At 32.7% G+C, this 26427-nt stretch carries 20 protein-coding genes, 2 tRNA genes and 2 pseudogenes; 23 read left to right on the top strand and 1 reads right to left on the bottom strand.

All coding sequences use genetic code 11. From position 1 onward, the window contains the following. The first annotated feature begins 77 nt into the window (after positions 1–77). Genes nusA through rbfA form a run of 5 tightly spaced genes read left to right on the top strand, consistent with a single transcriptional unit; the run spans position 78 to position 4758 of the window. The gene (nusA, locus tag MPTP_RS05815) at positions 78–1268 is read left to right on the top strand and encodes a transcription termination factor NusA (RefSeq protein ID WP_013774169.1); all 1191 of its coding nucleotides are present in this window, start codon (positions 78–80) and stop codon (positions 1266–1268) included. 17 nt (positions 1269–1285) lie between these two features. Further along, complete coding sequence (gene rnpM / locus MPTP_RS05810) at positions 1286–1579, top strand: RNase P modulator RnpM (RefSeq protein ID WP_013774168.1); 294 nt, start codon at positions 1286–1288, stop codon at positions 1577–1579. Beyond that, positions 1576–1878, top strand: coding sequence for a YlxQ-related RNA-binding protein (locus MPTP_RS05805; RefSeq protein WP_013774167.1), 303 nt, complete (start codon positions 1576–1578; stop codon positions 1876–1878). The genes rnpM and MPTP_RS05805 overlap by 4 nt, the downstream gene beginning before the upstream one ends. Positions 1879–1890: 12 nt before the next feature. After that, complete coding sequence (gene infB / locus MPTP_RS05800; protein WP_013774166.1) at positions 1891–4377, top strand: translation initiation factor IF-2; 2487 nt, start codon at positions 1891–1893, stop codon at positions 4375–4377. 30 nt (positions 4378–4407) lie between these two features. After that, positions 4408–4758, top strand: a complete 351-nt coding sequence (gene rbfA / locus MPTP_RS05795; RefSeq protein ID WP_013774165.1) for a 30S ribosome-binding factor RbfA — start codon at positions 4408–4410, stop codon at positions 4756–4758. A 215-nt stretch (positions 4759–4973) separates the two neighbouring features. Here rbfA and MPTP_RS05790 read toward each other — a convergent pair whose 3' ends face one another. Beyond that, positions 4974–5294: a magnetosome magnetite crystal formation protein family gene (locus tag MPTP_RS05790; RefSeq protein WP_013774164.1), complete on the bottom strand. Its 321-nt coding sequence runs from the start codon at positions 5292–5294 to the stop codon at positions 4974–4976. A gap of 333 nt (positions 5295–5627) precedes the next feature. Between MPTP_RS05790 and truB the strand changes: the two genes are divergently transcribed. The 18 genes and pseudogenes from truB to argS all read left to right on the top strand — a co-directional run bounded on the left by truB (position 5628) and on the right by argS (position 26309). Beyond that, positions 5628–6539: a tRNA pseudouridine(55) synthase TruB gene (truB, locus tag MPTP_RS05785; RefSeq protein ID WP_013774163.1), complete on the top strand. Its 912-nt coding sequence runs from the start codon at positions 5628–5630 to the stop codon at positions 6537–6539. 36 nt (positions 6540–6575) lie between these two features. Then, positions 6576–7529 (top strand): riboflavin biosynthesis protein RibF, encoded by a 954-nt coding sequence (gene ribF / locus MPTP_RS05780; RefSeq protein ID WP_013774162.1) that lies wholly within the window; start codon positions 6576–6578, stop codon positions 7527–7529. 155 nt (positions 7530–7684) lie between these two features. Further along, positions 7685–8839 (top strand): radical SAM family heme chaperone HemW, encoded by a 1155-nt coding sequence (gene hemW, locus MPTP_RS05775; protein ID WP_013774161.1) that lies wholly within the window; start codon positions 7685–7687, stop codon positions 8837–8839. 364 nt (positions 8840–9203) lie between these two features. Then, on the top strand, positions 9204–10250 hold the full coding sequence (hrcA, locus tag MPTP_RS05770; protein WP_013774160.1) for a heat-inducible transcriptional repressor HrcA: 1047 nt from the start codon (positions 9204–9206) through the stop codon (positions 10248–10250). Between the two features lie 80 nt (positions 10251–10330). After that, the gene (gene grpE, locus MPTP_RS05765; protein ID WP_013774159.1) at positions 10331–10936 is read left to right on the top strand and encodes a nucleotide exchange factor GrpE; all 606 of its coding nucleotides are present in this window, start codon (positions 10331–10333) and stop codon (positions 10934–10936) included. A gap of 51 nt (positions 10937–10987) precedes the next feature. Then, complete coding sequence (gene dnaK / locus MPTP_RS05760; RefSeq protein WP_013774158.1) at positions 10988–12835, top strand: molecular chaperone DnaK; 1848 nt, start codon at positions 10988–10990, stop codon at positions 12833–12835. Positions 12836–13190: 355 nt separating this feature from the next. Next, on the top strand, positions 13191–14351 hold the full coding sequence (dnaJ, locus tag MPTP_RS05755) for a molecular chaperone DnaJ (RefSeq protein WP_013774157.1): 1161 nt from the start codon (positions 13191–13193) through the stop codon (positions 14349–14351). Between the two features lie 312 nt (positions 14352–14663). Beyond that, a complete protein-coding gene (locus MPTP_RS05750; RefSeq protein ID WP_013774156.1) occupies positions 14664–16862 on the top strand; it encodes a Tex family protein in 2199 nt (732 codons plus the stop codon). Next, on the top strand, positions 16859–17338 hold the full coding sequence (locus MPTP_RS05745; RefSeq protein WP_013774155.1) for a SprT family protein: 480 nt from the start codon (positions 16859–16861) through the stop codon (positions 17336–17338). The genes MPTP_RS05750 and MPTP_RS05745 overlap by 4 nt, the downstream gene beginning before the upstream one ends. A gap of 247 nt (positions 17339–17585) precedes the next feature. Continuing rightward, positions 17586–17668 (top strand) — tRNA-Leu (locus MPTP_RS09595). Positions 17669–17771: 103 nt separating this feature from the next. Beyond that, positions 17772–17855 (top strand) — tRNA-Leu (locus MPTP_RS05740). Positions 17856–18202: 347 nt separating this feature from the next. Then, entirely contained in the window at positions 18203–18760 is a 558-nt protein-coding gene (apf, locus tag MPTP_RS05735) for an aggregation-promoting factor (RefSeq protein ID WP_013774091.1), read from the top strand. A 481-nt stretch (positions 18761–19241) separates the two neighbouring features. Beyond that, positions 19242–21281: pseudogene (pbp4, locus tag MPTP_RS05730) on the top strand (penicillin-binding protein PBP4(5)). Positions 21282–21452: 171 nt separating this feature from the next. Then, the gene (gene tsaB, locus MPTP_RS05725) at positions 21453–22175 is read left to right on the top strand and encodes a tRNA (adenosine(37)-N6)-threonylcarbamoyltransferase complex dimerization subunit type 1 TsaB (RefSeq protein ID WP_013774154.1); all 723 of its coding nucleotides are present in this window, start codon (positions 21453–21455) and stop codon (positions 22173–22175) included. Next, positions 22159–22712 (top strand): annotated as a pseudogene (gene rimI / locus MPTP_RS05720) (ribosomal protein S18-alanine N-acetyltransferase). The gene tsaB and the pseudogene rimI (MPTP_RS05720) overlap by 17 nt, the downstream one beginning before the upstream one ends. After that, positions 22709–23212 (top strand): ribosomal protein S18-alanine N-acetyltransferase, encoded by a 504-nt coding sequence (gene rimI / locus MPTP_RS05715; protein WP_013774152.1) that lies wholly within the window; start codon positions 22709–22711, stop codon positions 23210–23212. The pseudogene rimI (MPTP_RS05720) and the gene rimI (MPTP_RS05715) overlap by 4 nt, the downstream one beginning before the upstream one ends. Further along, complete coding sequence (gene tsaD / locus MPTP_RS05710; protein WP_172956392.1) at positions 23178–24197, top strand: tRNA (adenosine(37)-N6)-threonylcarbamoyltransferase complex transferase subunit TsaD; 1020 nt, start codon at positions 23178–23180, stop codon at positions 24195–24197. The genes rimI (MPTP_RS05715) and tsaD overlap by 35 nt, the downstream gene beginning before the upstream one ends. A gap of 420 nt (positions 24198–24617) precedes the next feature. Continuing rightward, positions 24618–26309, top strand: coding sequence for an arginine--tRNA ligase (argS, locus tag MPTP_RS05705; RefSeq protein WP_013774150.1), 1692 nt, complete (start codon positions 24618–24620; stop codon positions 26307–26309). The last annotated feature ends 118 nt before the right edge of the window (positions 26310–26427 follow it).

The following is a 26427-nucleotide window of genomic DNA, read 5'->3' as shown; positions in this document are numbered from 1 at the left end:
TTCTAACACATAAGAAACAGGCAATAAAAAAACACATACTTAGCTAATTTTGATTAATAAGGAAGGAAAAAATAAAAATGAGCAAAGAAATATTAAATGCATTAAACGCATTAGAAGCCGAAAAAGGAATTTCTAAAGAAATAGTGATTGATGCTTTAGAAGCCGCATTGGTTTCTGCCTATAAACGTCATTATGGTCAAGCTCAAAATGTTGAAGTAGAGTTTAACAATAAAAAAGGAGATATTCATGTTTATGCAGTGAAAGAAGTAACTGAAGAAGTCATGGATTCACAATTAGAAATTGCTTTAGAAGATGCATTGGCGATTAATGGCGCTTATGAAATTGGAGATGTCATTCATTTTGAAGTCACTCCAAAAGATTTTGGAAGAATTGCTGCCCAAACTGCAAAACAAGTTATTTTGCAACGGGTAAGAGAAGCTGAACGAACTATTATTTATAATGAATTTAGTGAATATGAAAATGATATTATGCAAGGAATTGTCGAACGACAAGATCGTCGTTATATTTATGTTAATCTTGGAAAAATTGAAGCTGTATTATCAAAACAGGATCAAATGCCAAATGAATTTTATCAGGCACATGATCGCATTAAAGTTTATGTATCTAAAGTTGAAAATACTTCCAAGGGACCTCAAGTATTTGTTAGCAGAAGTCATCCTGACTTGTTAAAACGTTTATTTGAACAAGAAATTCCAGAGGTGTATGATGGTATTGTAGAAATTGTTAGCATCGCTCGTGAAGCTGGTGATCGTTCTAAAATAGCGGTTCGTTCAATAGATCCGAATATTGATCCTGTTGGAACTTGCGTTGGGCCAAAAGGACAGCGAGTACAGGCTATCGTTAATGAATTAAAAGGTGAAAACATGGATATTGTTGAATGGAATGAAGACCCGGTAGTTTATATCAGCAATGCATTAAACCCAGCTCAAGTTGTTGATGTTATATTTGATCCAGAAAATAATAAAGTTTGTACGATTGTTGTACCTGATCATCAACTTTCATTGGCCATTGGAAAACGTGGACAAAATGCGCGACTAGCTGCTAAGCTGACTGGTTTTAAAATTGATATTAAAGCAGAATCAAATATGGCTGATTACTATGAACAAAAACAAGAAGAAATCGAAGATGAAGAAATTGTACATTCAGAAATGACTTCAGATGATTATGAATTAATTAAACATACAAATGACGAACAAGAATCAGAGCAGGAACAAGCAATTGAACATGAAAGTGAAGAACAAATTTAACTTGTTGGAGGTTTAAAATGAAGAAAAGAAAAATTCCAATGCGTAAATCTGTTGTTTCTGGTGAAATGAAACCTAAAAAAGAACTTATTCGTATCGTTCGTTCAAAAGAAGGCATTGTATCCATTGATCCTTCTGGCAAGATGTCTGGTCGAGGTGCCTATATAGCTTTAGAACCGGAAGAAGCTCAAAAGGCCTGGGACAAACGAATTTTAGATCGTATTTTAGAAGTTTCTTTAACAGATGAATTTTATCAAGAATTATTTGCTTATGTGGAACATCAAAAAGCTCGAAAAGAGTTGTTTGGTAAATGAATGACCAAAAAATTTTAAATTTGTTGGGTTTAGCAACAAAAGCTGGAAAAATTGTCACTGGTGAAGAACTAACAATTAAAGATATACGCAATCAAAAAACAGCATTGGTTTTTATTGCAAAGGATGCAAGTAAAAATACTAAAAAAAAACTAGCAGATAAATGCATTTATTATCATATTCCTATTAATGAACAGTTTACACAGTTAGAAATCAGTCAGGCAATTGGCAAAGTACGAATGATTGTAGGAATGAATGATCAGGGATTTACCAAGAAAATCAAAGAATTAATGAAGGAATAGGAAGGTGATCGTATGGGTAAAAAAAGAATCTATGAATTGGCAAAAGAGTTGAACCAATCAAGTAAAATCGTCGTACAAAAAGCAAATGAAGTAGGGATTAATGTAAAAAATCACATGGGTGCAATTACACCAGACGATGAAGCAAAATTGCGAAATATTTTCCAATCAAAGGAAAAAAATATGAACAACACAAAAGATAACAAAACAAATCATAGTGCTCAAAAACGATCAAATGAAAAAGTGACAGCTGATAATAATTCAAAAACAAAGCCAGTCAATATGCAAAAAGAAAAAAATCAACACCCAATAAAAAAAGAGAATAATTATACAAAAAAACCAGAAAATAATCATACTACCCAATCAACAAATAAAACAGTCAACCATCACGAATCAAGAGATCTAAGAAAAAATAATTCATTTAACAATCAAAATAGAAATACTACAACTAGTAATGATAAAAAAAATGTAAATAAACAACCAAAGAATAATGAACAAACAAAATCAATGGATACAAGAAACCAAACAAATACTCAAACAAATACTCAAAACAATAATCAACATCGAAATAACACTGGAAGTAATAAGCGCAACCATCCAATGGGCGGAAATCAATTTAGAAATACAACAAATAATAGTTATAATAATTCAAACAAATTTAATAAAAAAGGAAAAAAAGGCAAGAAAGGGAAACAACAAGAAGCTGTTAAGCCTGCTGTGCCACCACGCAAATTCCGTGAATTACCTGATGTATTGGAATATAGTGAAGGGATGAATGTTGCGGACATTGCAAAAAAAATTCATCGTGAACCTGCTGAAATTATTAAGAAACTATTTATGATGGGCGTTATTGTTAACCAAAATCAAGCATTAGATAAGGATACTATTGAGTTGTTAGCCGTTGATTATGGGATGGAACCTCAGGAAAAAGTCCAGGTTGATTTAGCCGACATTGATAAATTTTTTGAACCAGAAGCGATTGCTGAAGAAAATTTAACTATGCGTCCGCCTGTTGTAACAATTATGGGACATGTAGATCACGGAAAAACAACATTATTAGATACCTTACGTCATTCACGAGTAACTTCTGGAGAAGCTGGGGGTATTACTCAACATATTGGTGCATATCAGCTGTCCATTGAAGGTAAACCAATCACTTTTCTTGATACACCTGGTCATGCTGCCTTCACAAGTATGCGTGCACGTGGTGCAAGTATTACTGATATTACTATCTTAATTGTTGCAGCAGATGATGGTGTAATGCCTCAGACAGTTGAAGCGATCAATCACGCTAAAGCAGCCAATGTACCGATCATTGTTGCTGTTAATAAGGTAGATAAACCTGGAGCTAATCCTGATCATGTGAAGCAGGAATTAAGTGAATATGAACTCATCCCAGAAGAATGGGGTGGCGATACAATTTTTGTTAACATTTCAGCAAAATACAATCAAAATATTGATGAACTTTTAGAAAATATTTTATTAATTGCTGAAATCGAGGATTTAAAGGCAGATCCAACACAACGTGCTATTGGAACTGTTATTGAAGCTCGATTAGATAAAGGAAAAGGGACTGTGGCTACCTTGTTAATTCAACAAGGAACACTACATGTTGGAGATCCAATTGTGGTTGGCAATACTTATGGTCGTGTTCGAGCAATGACAAATGATATCGGTAGAAGAGAGAAAGAAGCAGGACCAGCAACACCAGTAGAGATTACTGGGTTAAATGATGTACCACAAGCAGGTGATCATTTTGTTATTTTTGAAGATGAAAAGACAGCTCGTCAGGCTGGTGAAGAAAGAGCGAAACGTGCACTTTTAGAACAACGATCCACGACTAGTCGGGTAACTTTAAATAATCTATTTGAAAGCCTTAAAGAAGGTGAACTAAAAGAAGTAAATGTCATTATTAAAGCTGATGTTCAAGGATCTGCAGAAGCATTAGCTGCAAGTTTACAAAAAATTGATGTTGAAGGGGTTCGGGTAAAAATTGTTCACTCTACTGTAGGAACGATCAATGAAAGTGATATCACCCTAGCTCAAGCAAGTAATGCTATTATTATTGGTTTCAATGTTCGTCCAACACCACAAGCTAAACAACAGGCAGAATTTGATGAAGTAGATATTCGTCTGCATAAAATTATCTATAAAGCAATCGAAGAAATTGAAACGGCTATGAAAGGCATGCTTGATCCAGAATTTAAAGAAAAAATTACTGGTCAAATGGTTGTTCGTGAACTGTATCGTGTATCAAAAGTTGGAACGATTGCTGGTTGCTATGTAACAGAAGGAGCTATTCAAAGAGATGGTGGTGTTCGGGTTATTCGGGACGGTATTGTTATCTATGAAGGAAAATTAGCGAGCTTGAAACGTTACAAAGATGATGTAAAAGAAGTAAGACTAGGCTTTGAATGTGGTGCTATGATTGAGAATTTCAATGATATTAAGGTAGATGACAATATTGAAGGATTTATCATGGAAGAAATTAAAAATGTTTAATTGAAGATAAATGAAGGGAGAAAACTAACCATGACTAACTATCGTGATCGTCGTGTAGGACAAGAAATTTTACATGAAATTAATGATATTTTGCGCAAAAAAATCAGAGATCCCAGGCTCCAAGAGATAACAATTACAGATGTTCGGGTAACAGGTGATTTACAGCAAGCAACAATCTATTATAGCTTGTTATCTGATCTAGCTTCTGATCAACAAAAAGTACAACAAGGATTGGAAAAGGCAAAAGGATTGATTCGAAGAGAACTAGGACAACGATTAACTTTGTATAAAACGCCAGAGTTATTCTTTGAAAAAGATGAGTCTGTTCAGTATGGAAATCATGTTGATAAGTTGTTAAGAGAGCTAAATAAAGATGAATAAAAATTTAGGCATGAGAAGAAATCTCATGCCTAAATTTTTATTCGGTAATACCTAATTATTTTATGAGTTAGAAGTATTGTTGTCTACTCTTACTGCTTTTTTATCGTTAGATAATTTTATAATATTGTTGCAATTACTTGAAATTGTTTATCAGAAAGTCAGTAGTTGAGTTATTTTTATAGTTAAATTTCACTTTTTAGTTAAAAGTTATCTATTTATGAAACAAGTAATTTTATACCGTAATAGATATTGTAAATAAATAATAAAATTGAGGTTACTGCCATGATAATAGCCAATATAACGAGTACCATATTTGCAGTATCTGCAGTAAATTTTGAAATACCCATAAAACCAATGACAAGAAAGGTAAAAACACCTAAGAGAATAGGGATTAGATGAAGTGTTATGGCACGGGAAGCATGATAGTGAACTTCTGAATTTCTATGTGACAATAGCCAGACAATAATTGGAAAAAGTAATGGAACAACCAGAATCGAAAGATAACATAAACTAGAGAGAATTCTTGATGATTTCATAATTAAAACTCCTTTTATATTCATTTCTAGCAGATTCTAACATCTTTTATCCTAATTTCCTAGTTTAAATAGCTAACAGTTTTGTCATAACAAAATGACAAAACACAAAGATCAAAATCAGGCATTTAATAAATAAAAGAAATTTTATTTATATTAGATTATATAATTTCATTAATTTATTCGTCAAATAATTCAATTTTTAAGATTAACATTGAATAAGAGAATAGGAATTAAGAAATATCAATCATTCAAGGCTGTTTTTATTAATAAGGAATATAGAGACATTTATGATTATGCTATAATAATTCCGGGACAAAAGAAGGAGTGTAATTAATGGATGGTATTTTACCTTTATGGAAAAATAATGGAATGACAAGTCATGATTGTGTCTTCCACTTAAGAAAGATACTACATACAAAAAAAATTGGGCATGGTGGTACACTAGATCCAGATGTTGATGGCGTTCTGCCTATTTGTATAGGCAAGGGAACAAAAGTGATTGAATATATGGCAAATGCTGGTAAAATTTATGAGGGAGAAATCACATTAGGTGTTTCAACTACTACTGAAGACAAAAGTGGCGAGTGTGTCGAAAAAAAACGCCTGACTAATCCCTTACCGACAGTAATGATTGACCAGGCAATGCAATCTTTAGAGGGAGAAATTACTCAAGTACCACCGATGTTTTCAGCGGTTAAAGTCAATGGAAAAAGACTTTATGAATATGCACGTAATCATGAGCAAGTAGAGCGTCCCGTTAGAAAAACAACGATTATTTCGTTTCGAAGAATCAGTCAACCTATTTTTAATGAAAAAAATGGAACAATGACCTGGCAATTTCGTGTTGTTTGCGGAAAAGGAACCTACGTTCGGACGTTGGCAGTAGATACTGGTTTAAAATTAGGATTTCCAGCTCACATGTCAGCATTAACAAGACTAGCTAGTGGGGGATTATTCGCAGATCAGTGTATAACTCTAGAACAAGTTGCACAGGTAGCAGAAAAAGGACAAACAGAAGAATTATTATTACCACTTAGTGTGGCTGTTAAAGATTTTCCAAAAATTCAATTGTCTGATGAACTTGCTCAATTAGTTAAAAATGGTGTCTGTTTAAGAAAAGAGCAACTTGGATTAACAGAAATGCCAAGAGAATTGCTTGCATTATTTCACAAAAATACATTGGTCAGTCTATACATGGCTCATCCTACAAAAGAAAATTACTTAAAACCAAGTAAGGTAATCTAATAGTTAAATTTGTATAAAAGGAGAGAATTTTTATTTATGAAGGTTATTCCTATTCATCATCCACATGATCCATTACAACTTTTGACAGAGGAAGTTGTAATGGTGTTAGGTTTTTTTGATGGTATACATAAAGGACATCAAAAAGTCATTCAAACGGGAAGAGAAATAGCAAAAAAGCGTGGATTAAAACTGGCAGTTATGACATTTAATCAACATCCAGCCATTATTTTTCAACGTAAGATGCCTACCGAAGTAACCTATTTAACAAATTTGGAAGAAAAAGAAAAACGAATGGCAGATTTAGGAGTAGACATTTTATATATTGTTGATTTTACAGAGGAATTTTCCAAACTATCTCCTCAAGAGTTTGTGGATGAATATATTGTTGATCTTCACACTAAGGTTGCTGTTGCTGGGTTTGATTACACTTATGGTCATGGAACTAAAGAAGAAACTAGTGTAGAAATTCTGCCTAAGTATGCGAAAAATCGTTTTGAAATTGTAATAGTCGATGAGGAATTACTGGAAAATGAAAAAATCAGTTCCACAAAAATACGTTTATTGATGCAAGAAGGAGATATGCTAGGTGTTGCAAAACGGCTAGGACATTTTTATACTACTACTGGAATTGTAGTACATGGAGATGCTAGAGGGCGTTTATTAGGTTTTCCAACAGCTAATGTACAGGTAGATTCTTCAGTTTACTTGCCTAAAAATGGTGTTTATGCGGTTAGAATGAAAGTTGGAGACATCTGGTATTTAGGAATGGGATCGATTGGGCATAACGATACATTTGGCAGTAATCGCAAATTAACTGTTGAAATTAATATTTTTCATTTTAATCAAATGATTTATGATGAAAAAGTCATTGTTGAATGGCATGATTATCTAAGAAATCAAATACAGTTTGAAAATATTGATGCATTGGTTCAACAATTAAATCAAGATAAAAACGATACCTTGCATTATTTTTTAAAAAATGATAATTAATTATTTTTTTTAGAATCTGGGTCGCTTTATTTAGTTTACAACAAATAGACATATCATTTTCTGTTGATTTTTAGTATCAATAAAAAATTTATTTAATGAACAACCATTAATTGATGAAAATTTAAGAAATATTGTGAGGTGAAAAAATTAAAAAAATGATGAATAAAACGCCTTCTGCTATTTCTTCTGCCTACATTCACATTCCATTTTGTGAACATATTTGTTATTATTGTGATTTTAATAAAGTGCTTATCAAAGAACAACCGGTTGATAGGTATCTAGAAAGCTTGTTAAAAGAAATAGAATTGGTAACAGGCAATGTTTCTTGTGAACTTGAAACCCTTTATATTGGTGGAGGGACACCTTCAGCATTATCTTCCAAACAACTGGATTATTTATTAAGTGGGATTATAAAACAGTTTACTTTTTCAAACACAATTGAATTTACCGTTGAAGCAAATCCAGGTGATTTAACACCTGAAAAGATACAAATAATGAAAAATTATGGCGTAAATCGTTTATCAATGGGGGTACAATCTTTTGATAATCAGATATTAAAAAAAATTGGACGTAAACATACAGTAAAGGAAATCTATCAAGCTATTCAACGACTTGAAAAGGCAAATTTTAATAATATCAGTATTGATTTAATTTATGCGTTGCCCGGTCAAACATTAGAAAATTTTAAAGAGAGTTTATGCAAAGCAATTGAATTAAACTTACCGCATTATGCCTTGTATTCTTTAATTTTGGAAAATCAAACGATGTTTATGAATTTGGCAAGACAGGGAAAAATTCATTTTCCTTCAGAAGATATCGAAGTAAGTATGCTTAAATCTGCCATTCAACTCATGGAAGAGGCGGGGAGAAGGCATTATGAAATCAGTAATTTTGCAATTCCTGGAAAGGAAAGCCGACATAATACTAGATATTGGGATAATGAACATTATTACGGTTTTGGTGCTGGTGCAAGCGGTTATATTGATAATTTACGTTATAAAAACCATGGCCCCATTCAGCATTATCTGATGCCTTTAGAGGATAATCAATTACCGATTATTGAAAGAGAAGAACTATTAACAAAACATCAAATAGAGGAAGAAATGTTTTTAGGTCTTAGAATGAAAAAAGGCGTTTCAAAAGAAAAATTCTATCAAAAATTTGGTGTTTCAATGGAAAGTATCTATGGCGAAACAATCCAGCAATTAAAGATTAGAAAATTGATCTATGAACAAACAAATTCAATTGCTTTGACTTCAGAAGGAATATTTTTAGGAAATGAGGTATTTGAAGCGTTCTTATTGGACTAGTAAAAGAGTAAGTGATAACAAAAATCTAAGCTATTTTTACTAAGAAAAATAGTATGATTAAATTTTAGAAAAACCAAGAGAAAATTTTTGCTTAATCTGCTTTAATTTTTTAAACTACAGCCATAACATTTTTTATAAGAACAATTTTTTAAAATGTTGCCTAGAAACTGTTTGTTTATTTATTACCAAATCTTTTTGTATAGGTAAGAGAAGTATAAAATTAAAAAATCTGCATCTTTAGCACTCTTTCAAGCCGAGTGCTAAAAAAGTTATTTTTTACTTGACAAACGAATCACGAATGCGTATATTAATAGTTGTGATTAGCACTTGAAATAAATAAGTGCTAATGGGGAAGGTGGCAAATATGATTACTGAGAGACAAAAAAATATCTTGCGACTTATCATCCAACACTATACAAATACCGGATTGCCGGTTGGTTCTAAAAAATTAATGGAAGCTGGGATTAATTCCAGTTCAGCCACTATTCGTAACGATATGAGAGTATTAGAAGAAGAAGGACTACTGCTTAAAACACACCTTTCTTCTGGAAGAATACCTTCTATGCAAGGCTATCGATATTATGTAGACTACTTATTGCAACCTGAAAAAATTGATCAAGAAATGGTACAAACCATTCAGTATTCATTTGGACAGGAATTTAATGAAATTAATGATATTATTGAAAAATCGACAGAAATTCTCTCTAAATTAACGAGCTATACTGCTTTCTCTTTAGGACCTGAAGTAAAAGAAAGAAAATTAACTGGCTTTCGAATGATTCCTTTAAATGATCGTCAGGTACTTGCAATTGTAGTGACAGATAAAGGCAACGTTGAAAATCAGGTATTTTTTATTCCACCAAATTTATCAGGAGAAGATTTGGAAAGAATGACTAAAATCATTAATGATAAATTGGTTGGACAACCACTTTTGACTGTTTATCATCGTTTACGTACGGAAATTCCGATGATTTTACATCGCTATTTTCAAACACCAGATGGTGTAATGAATTTATTTGATACCTTATTGGGACAAGCGTTTAAGGAACGTATATTCGTTAGTGGACGTATGAACTTACTAGATTTTGGGGTAAAACAAGATATTGAACAAATAAAATCTGTTTATTCATTTATGCAAGATACAAATGAATTAGCACAACTACTTAATGAAGCTGAAAAAGCCAATACACCACCTATTGCTATTCAAATTGGCTCAGAAATAGGAAATGATCTCTTAGAAGATATGAGCATGATTACTGCAGTTTATGAAGTGAGTGGACATGGAAAAGGGGTCATCGCATTGTTAGGACCAACAAGTATGCCTTACTCACATATGTTTAGTTTGGTTAACCTATTTCGTGAAGAACTTGCTTCAAAGCTGGATGATTATTATCGCTTCCTTGGCGAATAAAATAACTAAATAATAAAAAGAAATAGCAATGCTAATGATGGAATTATAAAAGTAGTGCTTTTAGAAAAGGAGATGCTAATATGAAAAAAAATGAAAAAGTATCGTCTGAAGAAACAGAAACAAAAAAAACAAATGAACAAACAATAGAATCATCTGAGGAAGTAAAAGCACAACAAAACGAGCAAGAAATGGAAGCAATTGATGATGCTGGTGTTTCTGAAGTGGAAACAGAAGAATCAGAAATAGAAAAACTTCAATCAGAACTTTCAGACATGGAAGATAAGTTTTTAAGAGCCCAAGCAGAGATTGCAAATATGAACAATCGTTTCAAAAACGAACGTGAATCACTTGTTCGTTATCGCTCACAAGACTTAGGCAAAAAAATCTTACCTGCATTAGACAATTTAGAAAGAGCTTTAGCAATAGATGTTACAGATGAACAAGGATCAAGCTTACAAAAAGGAATTTCTATGGTGATGACAAGTTTACAGGATGCATTGAAAGAAGAAGGAATTGAAGAAATCCAGGCAACAAACGAAAAATTCAATCCAATACTTCATCAAGCAGTTCAAACAGTGCCAGCAACAGAAGAAATACCAAAAGATACAATAGTAGAAGTTTTACAAAAAGGATATAAACTCCAAGAAAGAGTGTTACGACCAAGTATGGTTGTTGTTTCTCAGTAGTAAGACTTTCTTAATAAATTTGAATTTAAATGAAGATAGGAGATAAGTAAAATGAGTAAAATTATTGGTATTGACTTAGGAACTACAAATTCAGCTGTCGCAGTTTTAGAAGGCGGCGAAGCAAAAATTATTGCAAATCCAGAAGGAAATCGTACTACTCCTTCTGTTGTTTCTTTTAAAAATGGTGAAATTCAAGTAGGAGAAGTTGCAAAACGACAAGCCGTAACAAATCCAAATACAATTTCATCAATCAAGCGTCATATGGGCGAAGCTAGCTATAAAGTAGATGTTGAAGGAAAATCTTATACACCGCAAGAAATTTCTGCAATGATTCTACAGTATTTAAAAGGTTTTGCAGAAGATTATCTTGGTGAAAAAGTAGATAAAGCAGTGATTACAGTACCCGCTTATTTTAATGACGCACAACGCCAAGCAACAAAAGATGCCGGAAAAATTGCTGGTTTAGAAGTAGAACGTATTGTTAATGAACCAACAGCGGCTGCATTAGCGTATGGTTTAGACAAAACAGAAAAAGATGAAAAAATCTTAGTATTCGATTTAGGTGGAGGAACCTTTGACGTATCAATTCTTGAATTAGGAGATGGCGTGTTTGATGTATTGGCTACTGCAGGGGATAATCATCTAGGTGGCGATGACTTCGATAATAAAATTATTGATCATATGGTAGCAGAATTTAAAAAAGAACACGGTATTGATTTAGCTCAAGATAAAATGGCTTTGCAACGTCTTAAAGATACTGCTGAAAAAGCGAAAAAAGATTTATCTGGTGTAACAAGCACACAAATCAGTTTACCATTTATTACTGCTGGTGAATCTGGTCCATTACACATGGAAATGAACTTAACACGTGCAAAATTCGATGAACTAACAAGTGACTTAGTAGAACGTACAAAAGTACCCGTTCGTCAAGCTTTGAAAGATGCTGGCTTGAATCCTTCTGAAATCGATGAAGTTATTTTGGTTGGTGGATCAACACGTATTCCGTCTGTTGTTGAAGCAGTTCGGAAAGAAACAAGCAAAGAACCAAATAAATCAGTAAACCCTGATGAAGTAGTTGCCATGGGAGCAGCAATTCAAGGTGGTGTGATTACCGGAGATGTTAAAGATGTTGTCTTACTTGATGTTACACCACTATCTTTGGGAATTGAAACAATGGGTAGTGTATTTACTAAATTAATCGATCGCAATACAACCATCCCAACAAGTAAATCTCAAGTATTTTCAACAGCTGCTGACAATCAACCTGCTGTAGATATCCATGTTTTACAAGGTGAACGTCCAATGGCAGCAGATAATAAGACACTTGGAAGATTCCAGTTAACAGATATTCCAGCTGCACCACGTGGTGTTCCTCAAATTGAGGTAAGCTTTGATATTGATAAAAATGGTATTGTTAACGTTCGTGCTAAAGATTTAGGTACACAAAAAGAACAAACTATTACAATCAAATCCTCTTCAGGTTTATCAGATGAAGAAATTGAGCAAATGGTAAAAGATGCAGAATCAAATGCTGAAGCAGACAAAAAACGTAAAGAAGAAGTTGATTTACGTAACGAAGTAGATACTTTACTATTTACCATCGATAAAACATTAAAAGAATTAGAAGGAAAAGTAGACGCTGAAGAAGTTAAAAAAGCAGAAACTGCTCGTGATGAATTAAAAGCTGCTTCAGAAGCAAATAATATCGAAGAAATGAAAGCAAAACGTGATGCATTGAATGAAATTGTTCAAGGTTTAACAGTGAAACTTTATGAACAAGCTGCACAACAACAAGCACAAGAAAACCCAGACGCTGCACAAGGTGGTAGTGATGATGTGGTAGATGCTGATTTTGAAGAAGTAGATGACAAAGACAAAGATAAAGATCAAAATAAATAATTATATGAAAATAACTAGTAAATAATTCAGCTGAGATGACATCGTTTGTTTCTGATTAATATAAATGAACGTCTATGATGTTTATACTAGACTTTTCTATCCATGCAAAATAGACAGAAAAAGAATGAATAATGATAAGACAGTCAAACAAATTGATTTTGTCTCAGCTATTTATTTATAAATGGGGCAAGGGTAAGTAGTGTAAACTATTGTCCTGCCTCTTTTTTGTCAGAAAAACAGGAGTTACATATTAATTTTAGAAATTCTATTCAGATTATTCATAAATTATGATATGATTACAACGATATTTATTCGTGTAAATAAATTTGAAGGGAATAAGCTTGGAGGGAAGCTAATGGCTACAAAAAGAGATTATTATGAAGTGCTTGGTTTATCAAAGGGTGCTTCAGATGATGAAATAAAAAAGGCATATCGTAAACTTTCCAAGAAGTACCACCCAGATATCAATAAAGAAGCGGATGCTGAAGAAAAATTTAAGGAAATCTCAGAAGCTTATGAGATATTAAGTGATCCACAGAAAAAAGCAGCTTATGATCAATATGGACATGCTGGTACTGATCCAAATTATGGTGGCGGTGGTTTTGGCGGTTTTGATACTGGTGGTTTTGGCGGCAGTAGTTTTGGTGGATTTGAAGATATTTTTGATTCATTTTTTGGTGGCGGTGGTCAAAGTACAAATCCAAACGAACCAAGACAAGGCGCTGATTTACAATATACAATAGAGTTGAAATTTGAAGAAGCAATCTTTGGAATTGAAAGAGAGATAAAATATAATCGAGAAGATACATGCCATACTTGTGGTGGAAATGGTGCTAAACCAGGCACACAACCAGAAGTTTGTCATAAATGTCATGGGACAGGGGCGATAAATGTTGAACGCCAAACGCCTTTAGGACGAATGATGAGTAAACAAACGTGTGATGTCTGTCGAGGAACCGGAAAAGAAATTAAAGAACCATGTCCAACTTGTCATGGTACTGGACATGAAAAGAAACCTCATACTGTTAAGGTGAATGTACCTGCCGGCGTTGAAGATGGACAGCAAATGCGTTTATCAAATCAAGGTGAAGCAGGAGAAAATGGTGGACCTTATGGTGATTTATATGTCGTATTCAGTGTGGAAGAGAGCCAAATATTTGATCGTGAAGGTTCTGAAATTTATTATGAATTGCCAATTAGCTTTGTTCAAGCTGCTTTGGGAGATGAAGTTCAAGTACCTACCGTACATGGTGATATAAAATTAAAAATTCCTGCTGGTACCCAAACAGGGACCAATTTCCGTTTACGTGGTAAAGGGGCACCTAAATTGCGCGGAAACGGTACAGGTGATCAGCATGTTCAAACAAAATTAATTATTCCTAAACAATTAAATGAAGAACAAAAAGAGGCCTTAAGAGCATTTGCTGAAGCAGGTGGTCAGTCGGTTGATGAACAGCAAGAAGAAGGATTCTTTGATAAAATGAAGGATGCTTTTGGTGGTAAGAAGAAAAAGTAATTAAAAATTTCCGATTTAGTAGATAGATTGAATGTTTTTAATGATCAATTAATAGTATATTTAAAAAGTATCTAAACCAGATGACTCTTTTGTCTGTGTTAGATACTTTTTAAAATTTTATGCTCTTGATTCTTCGTTAGACGCTATGGAAATCGATGGTGGGTTTTTCTCTTTTAAAAACTTGCTGTATTTTTAATTTTTTGATTCACCAGGTTTAGTACAAGAAATAATAAAATACTGAACTAGTAGTCGCTAGAAAAAGAATATGCTAAAATAAATCAGTATGTATTTGAAGAAAAGAGGGATTTTGCCATGACTGAAACGTATAACCAAGAAATAGTTGGACTTCTTCAAAAAGAATTAACAAACTATCGAACCAATCAGTTAACGACGATTTTAACATTATTAAGTGAAGGAAATACAGTTCCTTTTATTGCTCGGTATCGTAAAGAAATGACAGGAAGTTTAGACGAAGTACAAATTCGGCAAATTGAAGAACGCTATCATTATTTATTAAATTTAGAAAAACGTAAAAAAGAAGTTCTTCGTCTTATTGAGGAACAAGGAAAGTTAACAAATGAACTCAAATTAGAAATACAACAAACAACAAAAATGCAACAAATTGAAGATCTCTATCGCCCTTATAAACAAAAACGTCGTACAAAGGCAACCATTGCTAAGGAAAAAGGATTAGAACCTTTAGCAGATTGGTTATTGGCATTAAAAGAGAATGCAGACGTACTTGTTGAGGCTGAACTTTATATAAATGAAAAAAATGAAGTTACAAGTGCTGAAGAAGCCTTACAGGGTGCTCATGAAATCTTAGCTGAACGAATTAGTGATGAACCAAAATTTCGTAAATGGATTCGTGACTTTACTTGGAAACATGGCCAATATGTTAGTAAGATAAAGAATAAGGAAAAAGATGAAAAAGGCATTTATGAAATGTATTATGATTTTTCAGAATCTGTTAGTAAAATTGTTCCTTATCGTGTGCTTGCAACAAACCGTGGTGAAAAAGAAGAAGTATTGAAAATTGCATTAATTGTAGATGAAACAAGAATCGATAATTATTTTGCGAATCAATTAATTGGAAATAAAACAAATTCTTTATCAGCTGCTTATATAACAACTGCCTATTTGGACAGTTATAAACGGTTTATCGCTCCAGCAATTGAAAGAGAAATTAGAAATCAATTAACAGAAATAGCAGATGAACAGGCAATTAATATTTTTGGCGAGAATCTTCAACATTTGCTTTTACAGCCACCATTGAAGGGAAAAATCGTTTTAGGATTTGATCCGGCTTATCGAACCGGTTGTAAGTTAGCAGTTATTGATCCAACTGGAAAAGTTTTAGCCATCCAAGTCATTTATCCTCATAAACCAGCATCAAAAGAAAAGCGTGCGGCTGCAGGTGAAATCTTTAATCAGTTAATTGAACAATATCAAATTGAAATGATTGCTATTGGAAATGGAACAGCCAGCCGAGAATCTGAAATTTTTGTATCTGAACAACTAAAACAAATTGAACGAGAAGTTTTTTATATACTTGTCAATGAAGCAGGTGCTTCTGTTTATTCAGCAAGTGATGTGGCCAGAGAAGAATTTCCAGATTTGCATGTTGAAGAACGAAGTGCTGTCAGCATTGCCCGTAGACTTCAAGATCCCTTGGCTGAACTAGTTAAAATTGAACCAAAAGCAGTGGGTGTTGGTCAATACCAACATGATGTCTCACAAAAACGTTTGGCAGAACAACTTGATTTTGTTGTAGGAACAGTAGTTAATCAGGTAGGTATTGATATCAACACAGCAAGTCCACAGTTACTACAATATATCTCAGGTTTAAATAAAACAACAGCAAAAAATTTGGTCACCTATCGAGATGAAAATGGTGCTTTTATGGCACGTGATGAAGTTAAAAAGGTGCCTCGTTTAGGACCTAAAGCCTACGAACAAGCGATTGGTTTTTTAAGAATTCCAAATGGTAAAAATATTTTAGACAATACGGGCATTCATCCAGAAAGTTATCCGATTGCTAAAGAAATTATAACGCTTGCTAATACTACTTTAAAAGAATTAGGCAGTCAACAAACTAATGATCAATTGAAACAACTGTCTGTAGAAGAGTTGTCAAAGACAGTTGATGTAGGAATTGAAACTCTAAAAGACATCATTAAAGCTTTAATTCAACCTGGTCGTGATATGCGTGATGAGATGCCTGCACCGCTTCTAAGAAAGGATGTTCTTTCAATGGAAGATTTGAAACCTGGAATGGAATTAGAAGGAACGGTAAGAAATGTCATTGACTTTGGTGCATTTGTTGACATTGGTGTCAAACAAGATGGGTTGGTTCATATTTCAAAAATGAGTACAAAATTCGTTAAACATCCAACAGATATTGTTTCTGTGGGTGATATTGTAACAGTTTGGGTGGAAGAAGTCGATTTGAAAAAAGCAAGAATTAGTTTAACAATGCTACCACAGACAAGAAGAAATGAAAACGAATGATAACAAAAGAAAAAATTATCACAAATGAACCATTGCAATTATTAGTGGAAAAAATATCAAATGAATCATTCAATCAATCTTTTTCACATATGGCTTCATTTAATTATAGATTAAAAACAACAGGCGGACGTTATTATCTGGCTTCCCATAATTTAGAGTTTAATCCTAAAATTATTGATCGGTATGGTATTGATGAATTAATAAAAGTGATTAAGCATGAACTTTGTCATTACCATTTGCACCTGGCTGGAAAAGGATATAAGCATAAAGATAAGGAATTTAAACGTTTATTAAAGCAAACAGGGGGAAGTCGCTTTGTTCCTCCATTAATAGACGAAAAAGCAAAATCTCTTCATCATTATGAATGTGAGCAATGCCGAACAACATTTTTAAGAAAACGTAAATTGAACACTGAACGTTTTGTTTGTGGGAAATGTGGTGGACATTTAATTTTGCGCCAAAATGAATTTAGTTAAAATTAATGAATTAAGATAGGTAGATGAATGTCATAAATTATTGAAAGAAAAATTAATTTATGACGTTCGACTATTTTAATCTTTTTCAAATTCCTAAAAAGATAATTTTAAGATTTTCTATTTATTCTAACAGACTGTTCATTGACATTTTTTTTATTCTATATTACCATTGTTAAAGTAGTAAGCGGTATTTGTTATTTTTTTTAAAAAATACAGCTACAAATTTACCCCTATATAGAGTATTTTAGCGGATGTGATGGAAAGGCAGACATGCAAGATTGAGGGTCTTGTGAGCATTAGCTCGTGTGGGTTCAAATCCCATCGTCCGCATTTATATGATTTTTTATCAGAAAATTGTTGTCTTAGTACCAAATGAAAATGATAGAGAGAGTTATTTTTATAAATAGCCGATAATATTCTTAGTTTTCTATTTGCGGTCATGGCGGAATTGGCAGACGCGCTAGCTTCAGGCGCTAGTGGTAGAAATACCGTGGAAGTTCGAATCTTCTTGGCCGCATTGTGTGTAAAACGTGTCTTTCTCTAAATTATGGCTGATGATTTAAATAATTTTTCTATACCTAAAAATTTATTTTTGCTATTAAAAATAAATTTTTAGGTATTTTTATTTTTGTCTTTGATTGAACTACTTATTTAAAATTACTAAATAGTTATCTAATTATTAGTTATTTAAAATCTAATAGTATAAAATAAAAAACAGTTTTTTACAGAAATGAAATTAGAATGTAACAAAAGATACAAGTTGTTATGGTAAAAATACCCATGTAATACAAATAAATGATAAAGTATTCCTTGTCGTTGATAGCGGCGAATAATAAATTACTTAAAAGGGGATTACACATTTATATGAAATCACTAAAAACAATTTTATTAGGAACTACGCTAGCAGCAGGAATCGGATTAAGTCTTGGAGCAGGAAATGTTCATGCAGACAGTTTATATAAAGTACAAGCAGGAGATACATTATCAAGTATTGCTGCAAAAAACCATACAAATGTACAAGAAGTTGCAAACAAAAATCAAATTTCAAATATAAATATGATTTATGAAGGTCAACAATTACAAATTAAAACGGTAGATTCAGCTGTAGCTACACCAAAAACTATGCAGGCAACACCAGTTGCTCAACCAGCATCAACGGTACAAAAACAAGCACCAGCTCAAACAAGTGCGCCAACGAGCGATTCAAATTCAGCAAAAGAATGGATTGCACAAAGAGAATCAAGTGGCTCATACAATGCAACAAATGGGAAATACATAGGTCGATATCAATTAGATGCTTCATACTTAAAAGGTGATTATTCACCTGCAAACCAAGAAAAAGTTGCTGAAAACTATGTTTCAGAACGTTATGGTTCTTGGGAACAAGCAAAAACTTTCTGGATGAATAATGGTTGGTACTAAAAAGTTTCTTTTTCAGTAAAATCATTGTTTAAAACAGAAAAAACAGCAGAACGAAATTCGTTCTGCTGTTTTTTTGTTTCTTTGAATGATTCATTTAAAGTAATCTAATAATAGATTAAAAATCTAAATTAAATAATTAGAGAGTAAAATATTATCACTTTTAATTTTTTTTAATCAACTAGCTGTTTATGGTAATTAGCTTTTTAATTAAGTTTAGTATTGACCAATTTAATAAACTATAGGAAGATTGATAGGTAGTTTGTTATTATAATTTCAGTAGGTCCTATAGCTGATCAACTAAATTTTTTATAGTTTTTTATTATACAATTCAGTAATTATATTAATTAGGATAAAAATTCTTAATAAAAAACTTATTTATTTTTTATTGAAAAAAATAGTAATGAAAATTTTATAGTTGAAGTTCATAGTTCAAGTTCAATAAAGAAAGACTACATATGTATGATGAAGAGGAGTTTAGGAAATGGAAATGAGAAGGCAACCAAAAAACAATCACAAACAAAGCATAATCTTAGGAATAATGATAGGTGTCATTATTTTAGGAATTGGTGGTTATTTTGCTTATAATAGTTGGCATCAAAAACAAGAACAGCAAGCGGCTGAAAAGGTAGCAAGTAACTTTTTACAAGCAATAAAAAAACAAAAATTCAATCAACTAGCAAAATTTCTTCAAGAAGAATCTTTAAGCAAAAATGGGTATACTGTTCAATCTATGCAAAAGAAGTATCAAACAATTTTCACTGGCATACAAGCACAGGATATCAAAAGTCAAAATATTTCAATCGCTAAAAAAAATAATCAACAATATACATTAAACTATACATTAGAAATGAGCACACCACTTGGAAAACTTTCTAATCTTAACTACCAGGCAACACTTAAAAAGATTGGGAAGAATTATCTTATTGAATAGACACCAACTTTAATTTTTCCAAAAATGGAAAAAAATGACAAGGTTTCTATCCAAACAAATGAAGCAGAAAGAGGAAAAATTGTTGATCGTAATGACAATGATTTAGCAGTAAATCAAGAACTGGATCAAGTAGGAATTGTACCAGGTAAATTGGGAGAAAATGAACAACAAAAAGAGGAAACAATAAAAAAAATTGGTCAACAGTTTCATTTTTCTGATGATGAAATAAATAAAAAATTAGCACAATCATGGGTACAGTCAGATTCATTTGTTCCCCTGACTATCTCTGATTCACCTGTGAATGAATTGCCACAGGGAACAATGATTCAAAAAACAAAAGTTCGCTATTATCCTTTAAAAGAGGCAGCAGCTCAATTAATTGGCTATACAGGACAAGTCACAGCTGAAGAAATTAAAAATGATCCCTCTTTAGCTAGTGAAGGGATGGTCGGAAAAACTGGTTTAGAAAAATATTATGATAAACAACTAAGAGGCCAAAGCGGTGGGACTCTTATGATTACAGATGAAAAAAATAACGAAAAAACGATTTTACAAAAAACGAAAAAACAAGATGGGCAAACTCTTCATTTAACGATTGATCAAACTGCTCAAAAACAAGCTTTTTCAATCTTTGATAATAAACCGGGGAGTGCTATTATTAAGAGTCCACAACAAGGAGATTTATTAGCTGTTGTCAGCTCACCCTCTTATGATCCAAATAAAATGGTAGCAGGAATTTCTTCATCTGATTATGATGCTTATTTAAAAGATAAAAATTCACCTTTTACGGCAAGATATGCAACACGTTATGCGCCAGGATCAACATTCAAAACAATTACAGGTGCAATTGGCTTAGATGCTAATACCTTGAAACCCAATGAATCCTTGCCAATCAGTGGCTTAAAATGGCAGAAAAATCATGATTGGGGAGATTACTATGTAACAAGGGTAAAGGCAGATCCATTAGTTGATTTAAAAACAGCACTCGTTCATTCGGATAATATTTATTTTGCACAGCAAACATTACGAATGGGAAAGAAAACATTCAAAAATGGATTAGATAAATTTATTTTTGGTGAAGACTTAAAATTACCGTTTGAAATGCAGCCTGCACAAATCTCTAATCATAATTTAGATTCAGAAATCTTGTTGGCAGATACTGGCTATGGTCAAGGACAATTACTACTTTCACCTATTCAACAAGCAACAGTTTTTAGCGTATTTCAAAATAACGGTTCATTGGTTTATCCAAAATTAAAATTGGACCAGCCACGTAAAATAAAAGCAAATGTTATTAGTAAATCATCTGCAAATCTAATTGCCGATGATCTGTTAGGAAGTGTTGAAGATGAGACAGGATATGTTCATAATATGTACAATCCAGCCTTCTCTTTAGCCGCTAAAACAGGGACAGCAGAAATAAAAAATAAACAGGACACTTTAGGTACTGAAAATAGTTTTCTACTTACAATGGATCGAAGTAATAATAAATTTTTAACAGTTATTATGACGGAAGATTCAAGAAAAAATAATACACCCGTTAATATTGGGAAACCTTTAATTGATTATTTAGAAGCAAACATAAAATAATCAAAGAACATCTTTAATAGGATAAACAAGAAAAAAAGTATCTGATTAATGAAAAAATTAACAAAGTAAAACGTATTAAAACTAACAGACTTTTATAGAAACAATAATTATGCTACAATAATCGACAGATTAACAGTACAAGAGAATAAAAGAGAAAGAAAGGGATCAAGTTTGCGATTATTAGCCATGGATACGTCTAATCAAGCTTTAAGTGTAGCTGTTTGTGAAGAGGATCAAATCTTAGGAGAATATACGACCACAATAAATAAAAATCATAGTATCACATTAATGCCAACCATTGATCGATTGATGCATGATCTTCATCTGAAGCCAACAGCTATTGATCGTTTTGTGGTTGCAAGGGGTCCTGGTTCTTATACTGGATTGAGAATTGGCATAACTACTGCTAAAACGTTGGCCTATACCTTGAAGAAAGAGTTAACTGCGGTTTCCAGTTTAGAAACATTAGCAGCAAATTGTGTTGGAATTGATGGTATCATTATTCCTTTATTTGATGCTCGTAGGGAAAATATTTATACGGGAGCTTATACCTATGATGAGAAGGGAAAGTTACAGACTATTTATTCAGATCGACATATTGCATTAACGGATTGGCTAATGATGTTGCAAGAATTTTCAAAGATCTATTTTGTCGGAGTTGACGTTAAAAAATTTGAAGTTACTATTAAAAAACAATTGCCTCAAGCGACTATAAATAAAATTGCTCAATGGCAAATACCTTGTGGCGCTGTTCTAGCTCAATTAGGAAAAGATCAAACACCGCTTGAGAATATTCATACATTTTCACCGAGTTATTTGAAACGAGTTGAGGCAGAAGAAAATTGGTTGAAAACCCACACTGCTGGAGAATGCAATTATGTGGAAAAAATTTAATTGGCTATCCAATTTAAGTTTATTTTTTACTGATCAACCTTTTTGTATCAAAGATTGGGTAATCATTCAAGATAAAAAATATTTTATTCATGAAATTACCATAAAAGATATTAAAGTGTTATTAGATATAGAAAGAGAAGTCTACAATGGCGAATTGCCTTGGACGAATTCAATGTTTTTATCTGAATTGCATACCTTATCTCCTCATTTGTATCTTTTAATTAGCTATAAACAAGAAGCCGTTGGATTTATTGGTTGTAGATTAGCTAAAAAGGATCTACATGTTACAAATATTGCCGTAAAACCGGCTTATCAAGGTAGAGGAATCGCAAGATATTTGATTGAAGAAATCAAACGATATGCCTATTTTCATAAATGTAAAACATTATCGCTGGAAGTTCGGATAAGTAATCATTCTGCACAATGCTTATATCGAAAAACAGGTTTTATACCAAAAAGCATTAAGCAGGGATACTATGTTGAAAAAATGAAGATGCTTTAGAAATGATTTGTTATTTAGAAGAAGGCCAAAAATGATTTTAACAAAAGAACAATTATCAAGAGAAAGAGCTTCATCTCAACTTTGGCAATTAAGTGAAGTCAGTTATGTAAATGGATCACCTTGGACAGAACAACAATTTTTTGATGATTTACTACAGCCTCATAGTCAGTATCTTATTTTTATTGAAGAAAATGAATGGCTAGGTTATCTTGGATATCATGTACTTTTATCTGAAGTACAGATTAATAACTTTGTAATCACAAAAAACAAACAGAAACAAGGCATTGGAAAACAATTATTTGCTACTTTTCAGCAGCAATTGATCGATGAAAAAATTGAAAAAGTATTTTTAGAAGTTAGAGAATCAAATAAAGTGGCAAGGCATTTTTATGAAATGTTAGGTTTTTCAATGATAGGACATCGAAAAAATTATTATCAAGCACCAAAAGAACATGCATGGGTAATGTGTAAAAAGTTAGAAGGTGAAAAGTATGGAGAAAATGAAAAGAGTGTTACTATTAGCAATAGAAAGTAGCTGTGATGAAACAAGTGTAGCAGTTGTTGCAGATGGTCATCAAATTCTTTCAAACATTATTGCATCACAAATCCATAGTCATCGAAGATTTGGCGGTGTGGTTCCAGAAGTGGCTAGTCGTCACCATGTTGAACAGATAACATTTTGTATAGAAGAGGCATTGGAAGAAGCAGCTGTTCGACCAGAAGATCTTAGTGGTGTTGCTGTTACCTATGGACCTGGATTGGTAGGTGCTTTATTGATTGGCGTCTCAGCAGCCAAAGCATTCGCTTGGGCGCATGGTTTACCCTTAGTACAAGTGAATCACATGGCTGGTCATACTTATGCAGCAAATTTGATTGAACCACTTAAATTTCCATTAATCTCTTTGCTAGTTAGTGGTGGACATACCGAATTGGTTTATATGAAAGAGGCTGGCTCGTATGAAATTATTGGTGAAACTAGGGATGATGCTGCAGGAGAAGCGTATGATAAAATTGGTAGAGTTTTAGGTCTTTCCTATCCAAGTGGAAAAGAAGTCGACCTCTTGGCTCATAAGGGAAAAGATACCTATCATTTTCCACGTGCGATGTTAAAAGAAGATAATTATGATTTTAGTTTTAGTGGACTTAAAAGTTCTTTTATTAATACAGTTCATAATGCACAACAACGTGAAGAAAAATTAAATAAAGAAGATTTAGCAGCTAGCTTTCAAGCAAGTGTGGTTGACGTCTTGGTGGAAAAAACCATTCGAGCATGTCAGGAATATTCTGTCAAGCAATTAATTATTGCTGGAGGGGTAGCAGCAAACCAAGGCTTAAGAGAAAAAATGAAAAAATCCTTAGAGGAAAATTTACCAACAACTCACTTAATTATTCCTTCATTACGATTATGTGGTGATAATGCAGCCATGATTGGTGCAGCGGCGTACATAGAGTGGGAAAAAGGTCATTTTGCTGAATGGGATTTAAATGCTCTGCCAGGTTTAAATTTTCCTTATCTCTAATTTTAAAACTATAAGGATTATTAAATAGAAAAATAAAACATTTGTTATTCATTTTTCTATTTAATTTTCAGTTGTTCTTTTTATTTCTATTTGACTGATCAGAATTGTCATTTATCCACTAATAATAAGAGAATCAACTAGCCATATGGAATTTTTTCTGTTAATATATAAATTAATAATGATTCATCGTTGATGAAGAAAATTCTATTTTTTATTTTTAAGCGAATCTGGGAGAGTGTGAGCTAGATAAATGGAAATAGAAAAGCGCACTTTTGAGATGAAACGGCAGCTACCGTTATAGTTAAGTTGGTCATTCCTGACAATCAGAGTGGTACCGCGGGATTTTTCTCGTCTCTAATGGTTTTTAAACCATTAGAGATTTTTTATTTGTTTTTATTTTTATATAGGAGGGCTATTAAAGTGAACAATAAAGAAATAGTAGCAAAAGCAATTTATGAAGTCGTTAAAGATGACCTGAAGATGGAGCAAATTTTACAAGCTTTAGAAACTCCTAAAGCAGTAGAGCATGGAGATGTTGCTTTTCCAACTTTTATACTTGCAAAAACTTACCGAAAAGCACCCAAACAAATTGCAACTGAATTAGCTGAAAAAATCAACACAACAGAATTTGAAAAAATTGCTGTAGTTGGTCCATATTTGAACTTCTTTATGTGTAAGGAAATGATTAGTCAACAAGTTATTCAAACTATTTTGCAAGAAAAAAATCATTATGGAGAATATACAATCGGTGAAAATCGCAATATTACTATCGATATGTCTTCTCCGAATATTGCAAAACCAATTTCTATGGGGCATTTACGTTCAACCGTTATTGGTAATTCTATTGCATTAATCTTGAAAAAAATTGGGTATCAACCTGTTCGAATTAACCATTTAGGTGATTGGGGAACCCAATTTGGTAAATTAATTGTGGCTTACAAGAAATGGGGATCAGAAGAGAAAGTAAAAATGACACCCATTCTTGAACTATTCCATTTGTATGTTAAATTCCATGATGAAGCCGAAAAAAATGAAGAGTTAAACGATGAGGCTAGAGTTTGGTTTAAAAAATTAGAAGAAGGCGACACTGAGGCAACACAACTATGGAAATGGTTCCGCGAAGAATCTTTGCAAGAGTTTAATAAGATCTATGCAATGCTAGAAGTTTCTTTTGACTCATATAATGGTGAAGCCTTTTATAATGATAAGATGGATGAAATTGTCACAATGCTTGAAGAAAAACATCTATTAGAAGAGGATAAAGGTGCAGAGATTGTTGATCTTTCTTCTTACGAACTAAATCCAGCTTTGATTCGTAAATCTGATGGAGCAACCTTATACATTACACGTGATTTGGCGGCTGCGTTATATCGCAAACGCACCTATGATTTTGCTAAATCTCTTTATATTGTTGGTAACGAACAAGCCATTCATTTTAAACAGCTAAAAGCTGTTTTAAAAGAATTAGGATTTGATTGGTCAGATGATATGAAGCATATTCCATTTGGCTTAATCACTCAAGGTGGTAAAAAGCTCTCTACTCGTAAGGGAAAAGTTGTTTTACTAGAAGAGGTATTAAATGAAGCTATAGAATCAGCTAATCAACAAATTGCAGAAAAGAATCCCGAATTAATGAATCGTGAAGAAGTAGCAAAACAAGTAGGAATTGGCGCAGTTATTTTTCATGATTTAAAAAATGATCGTTTGAACAATTTTGATTTTGTCTTAGATGAAGTTGTTCAGTTTGAAGGTGAAACAGGACCATACGTACAATATACCCATGCACGTGCAATGAGTATTCTAAGAAAAGCAGAATTTATACCTAAAGCAGATACAAATTATGCATTAAATGATTCAGAAAGCTGGAGAATTATCAAATTGTTGCAAGAATTTCCTACAATTGTTTTAACTGCGGCAGATAAATATGAACCTTCTGTTATTGCTAAACATGCTATTCGTTTAGCACAGGCATTTAATAAATATTATGCTCAAGTAAAAATACTAACAGAAGATAATCAAAAAGAGAATCGATTAGCCTTGGTTTATGCTTTAACAATTATTTTAAAAGAAGATTTACGTTTATTAGGATTACATGCGCCAAATGAAATGTAAATGATGAATCCTTTATTAAGTAAATATTAAAGTGCAGAATTTTAAAGAAAATTCCTAGATTTCGCCTATTTTAAATGCTATACTTTCATTAATTTAAAGAGAGCGTTAAAAAAGGTGG

The organism is Melissococcus plutonius ATCC 35311 (assembly GCF_000270185.1).
Classification (GTDB): domain Bacteria; phylum Bacillota; class Bacilli; order Lactobacillales; family Enterococcaceae; genus Melissococcus; species Melissococcus plutonius.
Note: the sequence above shows the minus strand (reverse complement) of the source record. Positions and strands in the feature narration are given on the sequence as shown.

What these genes read in the sequence shown, in the direction of transcription:
- infB (WP_013774166.1), top strand. Translation starts at nt 1,891, where the DNA reads ATGGGTAAAAAAAGAATCTATGAATTGGCAAAAGAGTTGAACCAATCA.
- MPTP_RS05805 (WP_013774167.1), top strand. Translation starts at nt 1,576, where the DNA reads ATGAATGACCAAAAAATTTTAAATTTGTTGGGTTTAGCAACAAAAGCT.
- dnaJ (WP_013774157.1), top strand. Translation starts at nt 13,191, where the DNA reads ATGGCTACAAAAAGAGATTATTATGAAGTGCTTGGTTTATCAAAGGGT.
- dnaK (WP_013774158.1), top strand. Translation starts at nt 10,988, where the DNA reads ATGAGTAAAATTATTGGTATTGACTTAGGAACTACAAATTCAGCTGTC.
- MPTP_RS05790 (WP_013774164.1), bottom strand. Translation starts at nt 5,294, where the DNA reads ATGAAATCATCAAGAATTCTCTCTAGTTTATGTTATCTTTCGATTCTG.
- truB (WP_013774163.1), top strand. Translation starts at nt 5,628, where the DNA reads ATGGATGGTATTTTACCTTTATGGAAAAATAATGGAATGACAAGTCAT.
- rimI (WP_013774152.1), top strand. Translation starts at nt 22,709, where the DNA reads ATGATTTTAACAAAAGAACAATTATCAAGAGAAAGAGCTTCATCTCAA.
- hemW (WP_013774161.1), top strand. Translation starts at nt 7,685, where the DNA reads ATGATGAATAAAACGCCTTCTGCTATTTCTTCTGCCTACATTCACATT.
- ribF (WP_013774162.1), top strand. Translation starts at nt 6,576, where the DNA reads ATGAAGGTTATTCCTATTCATCATCCACATGATCCATTACAACTTTTG.
- nusA (WP_013774169.1), top strand. Translation starts at nt 78, where the DNA reads ATGAGCAAAGAAATATTAAATGCATTAAACGCATTAGAAGCCGAAAAA.
- rnpM (WP_013774168.1), top strand. Translation starts at nt 1,286, where the DNA reads ATGAAGAAAAGAAAAATTCCAATGCGTAAATCTGTTGTTTCTGGTGAA.
- grpE (WP_013774159.1), top strand. Translation starts at nt 10,331, where the DNA reads ATGAAAAAAAATGAAAAAGTATCGTCTGAAGAAACAGAAACAAAAAAA.
- tsaD (WP_172956392.1), top strand. Translation starts at nt 23,178, where the DNA reads ATGAAAAGAGTGTTACTATTAGCAATAGAAAGTAGCTGTGATGAAACA.
- MPTP_RS05750 (WP_013774156.1), top strand. Translation starts at nt 14,664, where the DNA reads ATGACTGAAACGTATAACCAAGAAATAGTTGGACTTCTTCAAAAAGAA.
- hrcA (WP_013774160.1), top strand. Translation starts at nt 9,204, where the DNA reads ATGATTACTGAGAGACAAAAAAATATCTTGCGACTTATCATCCAACAC.
- apf (WP_013774091.1), top strand. Translation starts at nt 18,203, where the DNA reads ATGAAATCACTAAAAACAATTTTATTAGGAACTACGCTAGCAGCAGGA.
- MPTP_RS05745 (WP_013774155.1), top strand. Translation starts at nt 16,859, where the DNA reads ATGATAACAAAAGAAAAAATTATCACAAATGAACCATTGCAATTATTA.
- rbfA (WP_013774165.1), top strand. Translation starts at nt 4,408, where the DNA reads ATGACTAACTATCGTGATCGTCGTGTAGGACAAGAAATTTTACATGAA.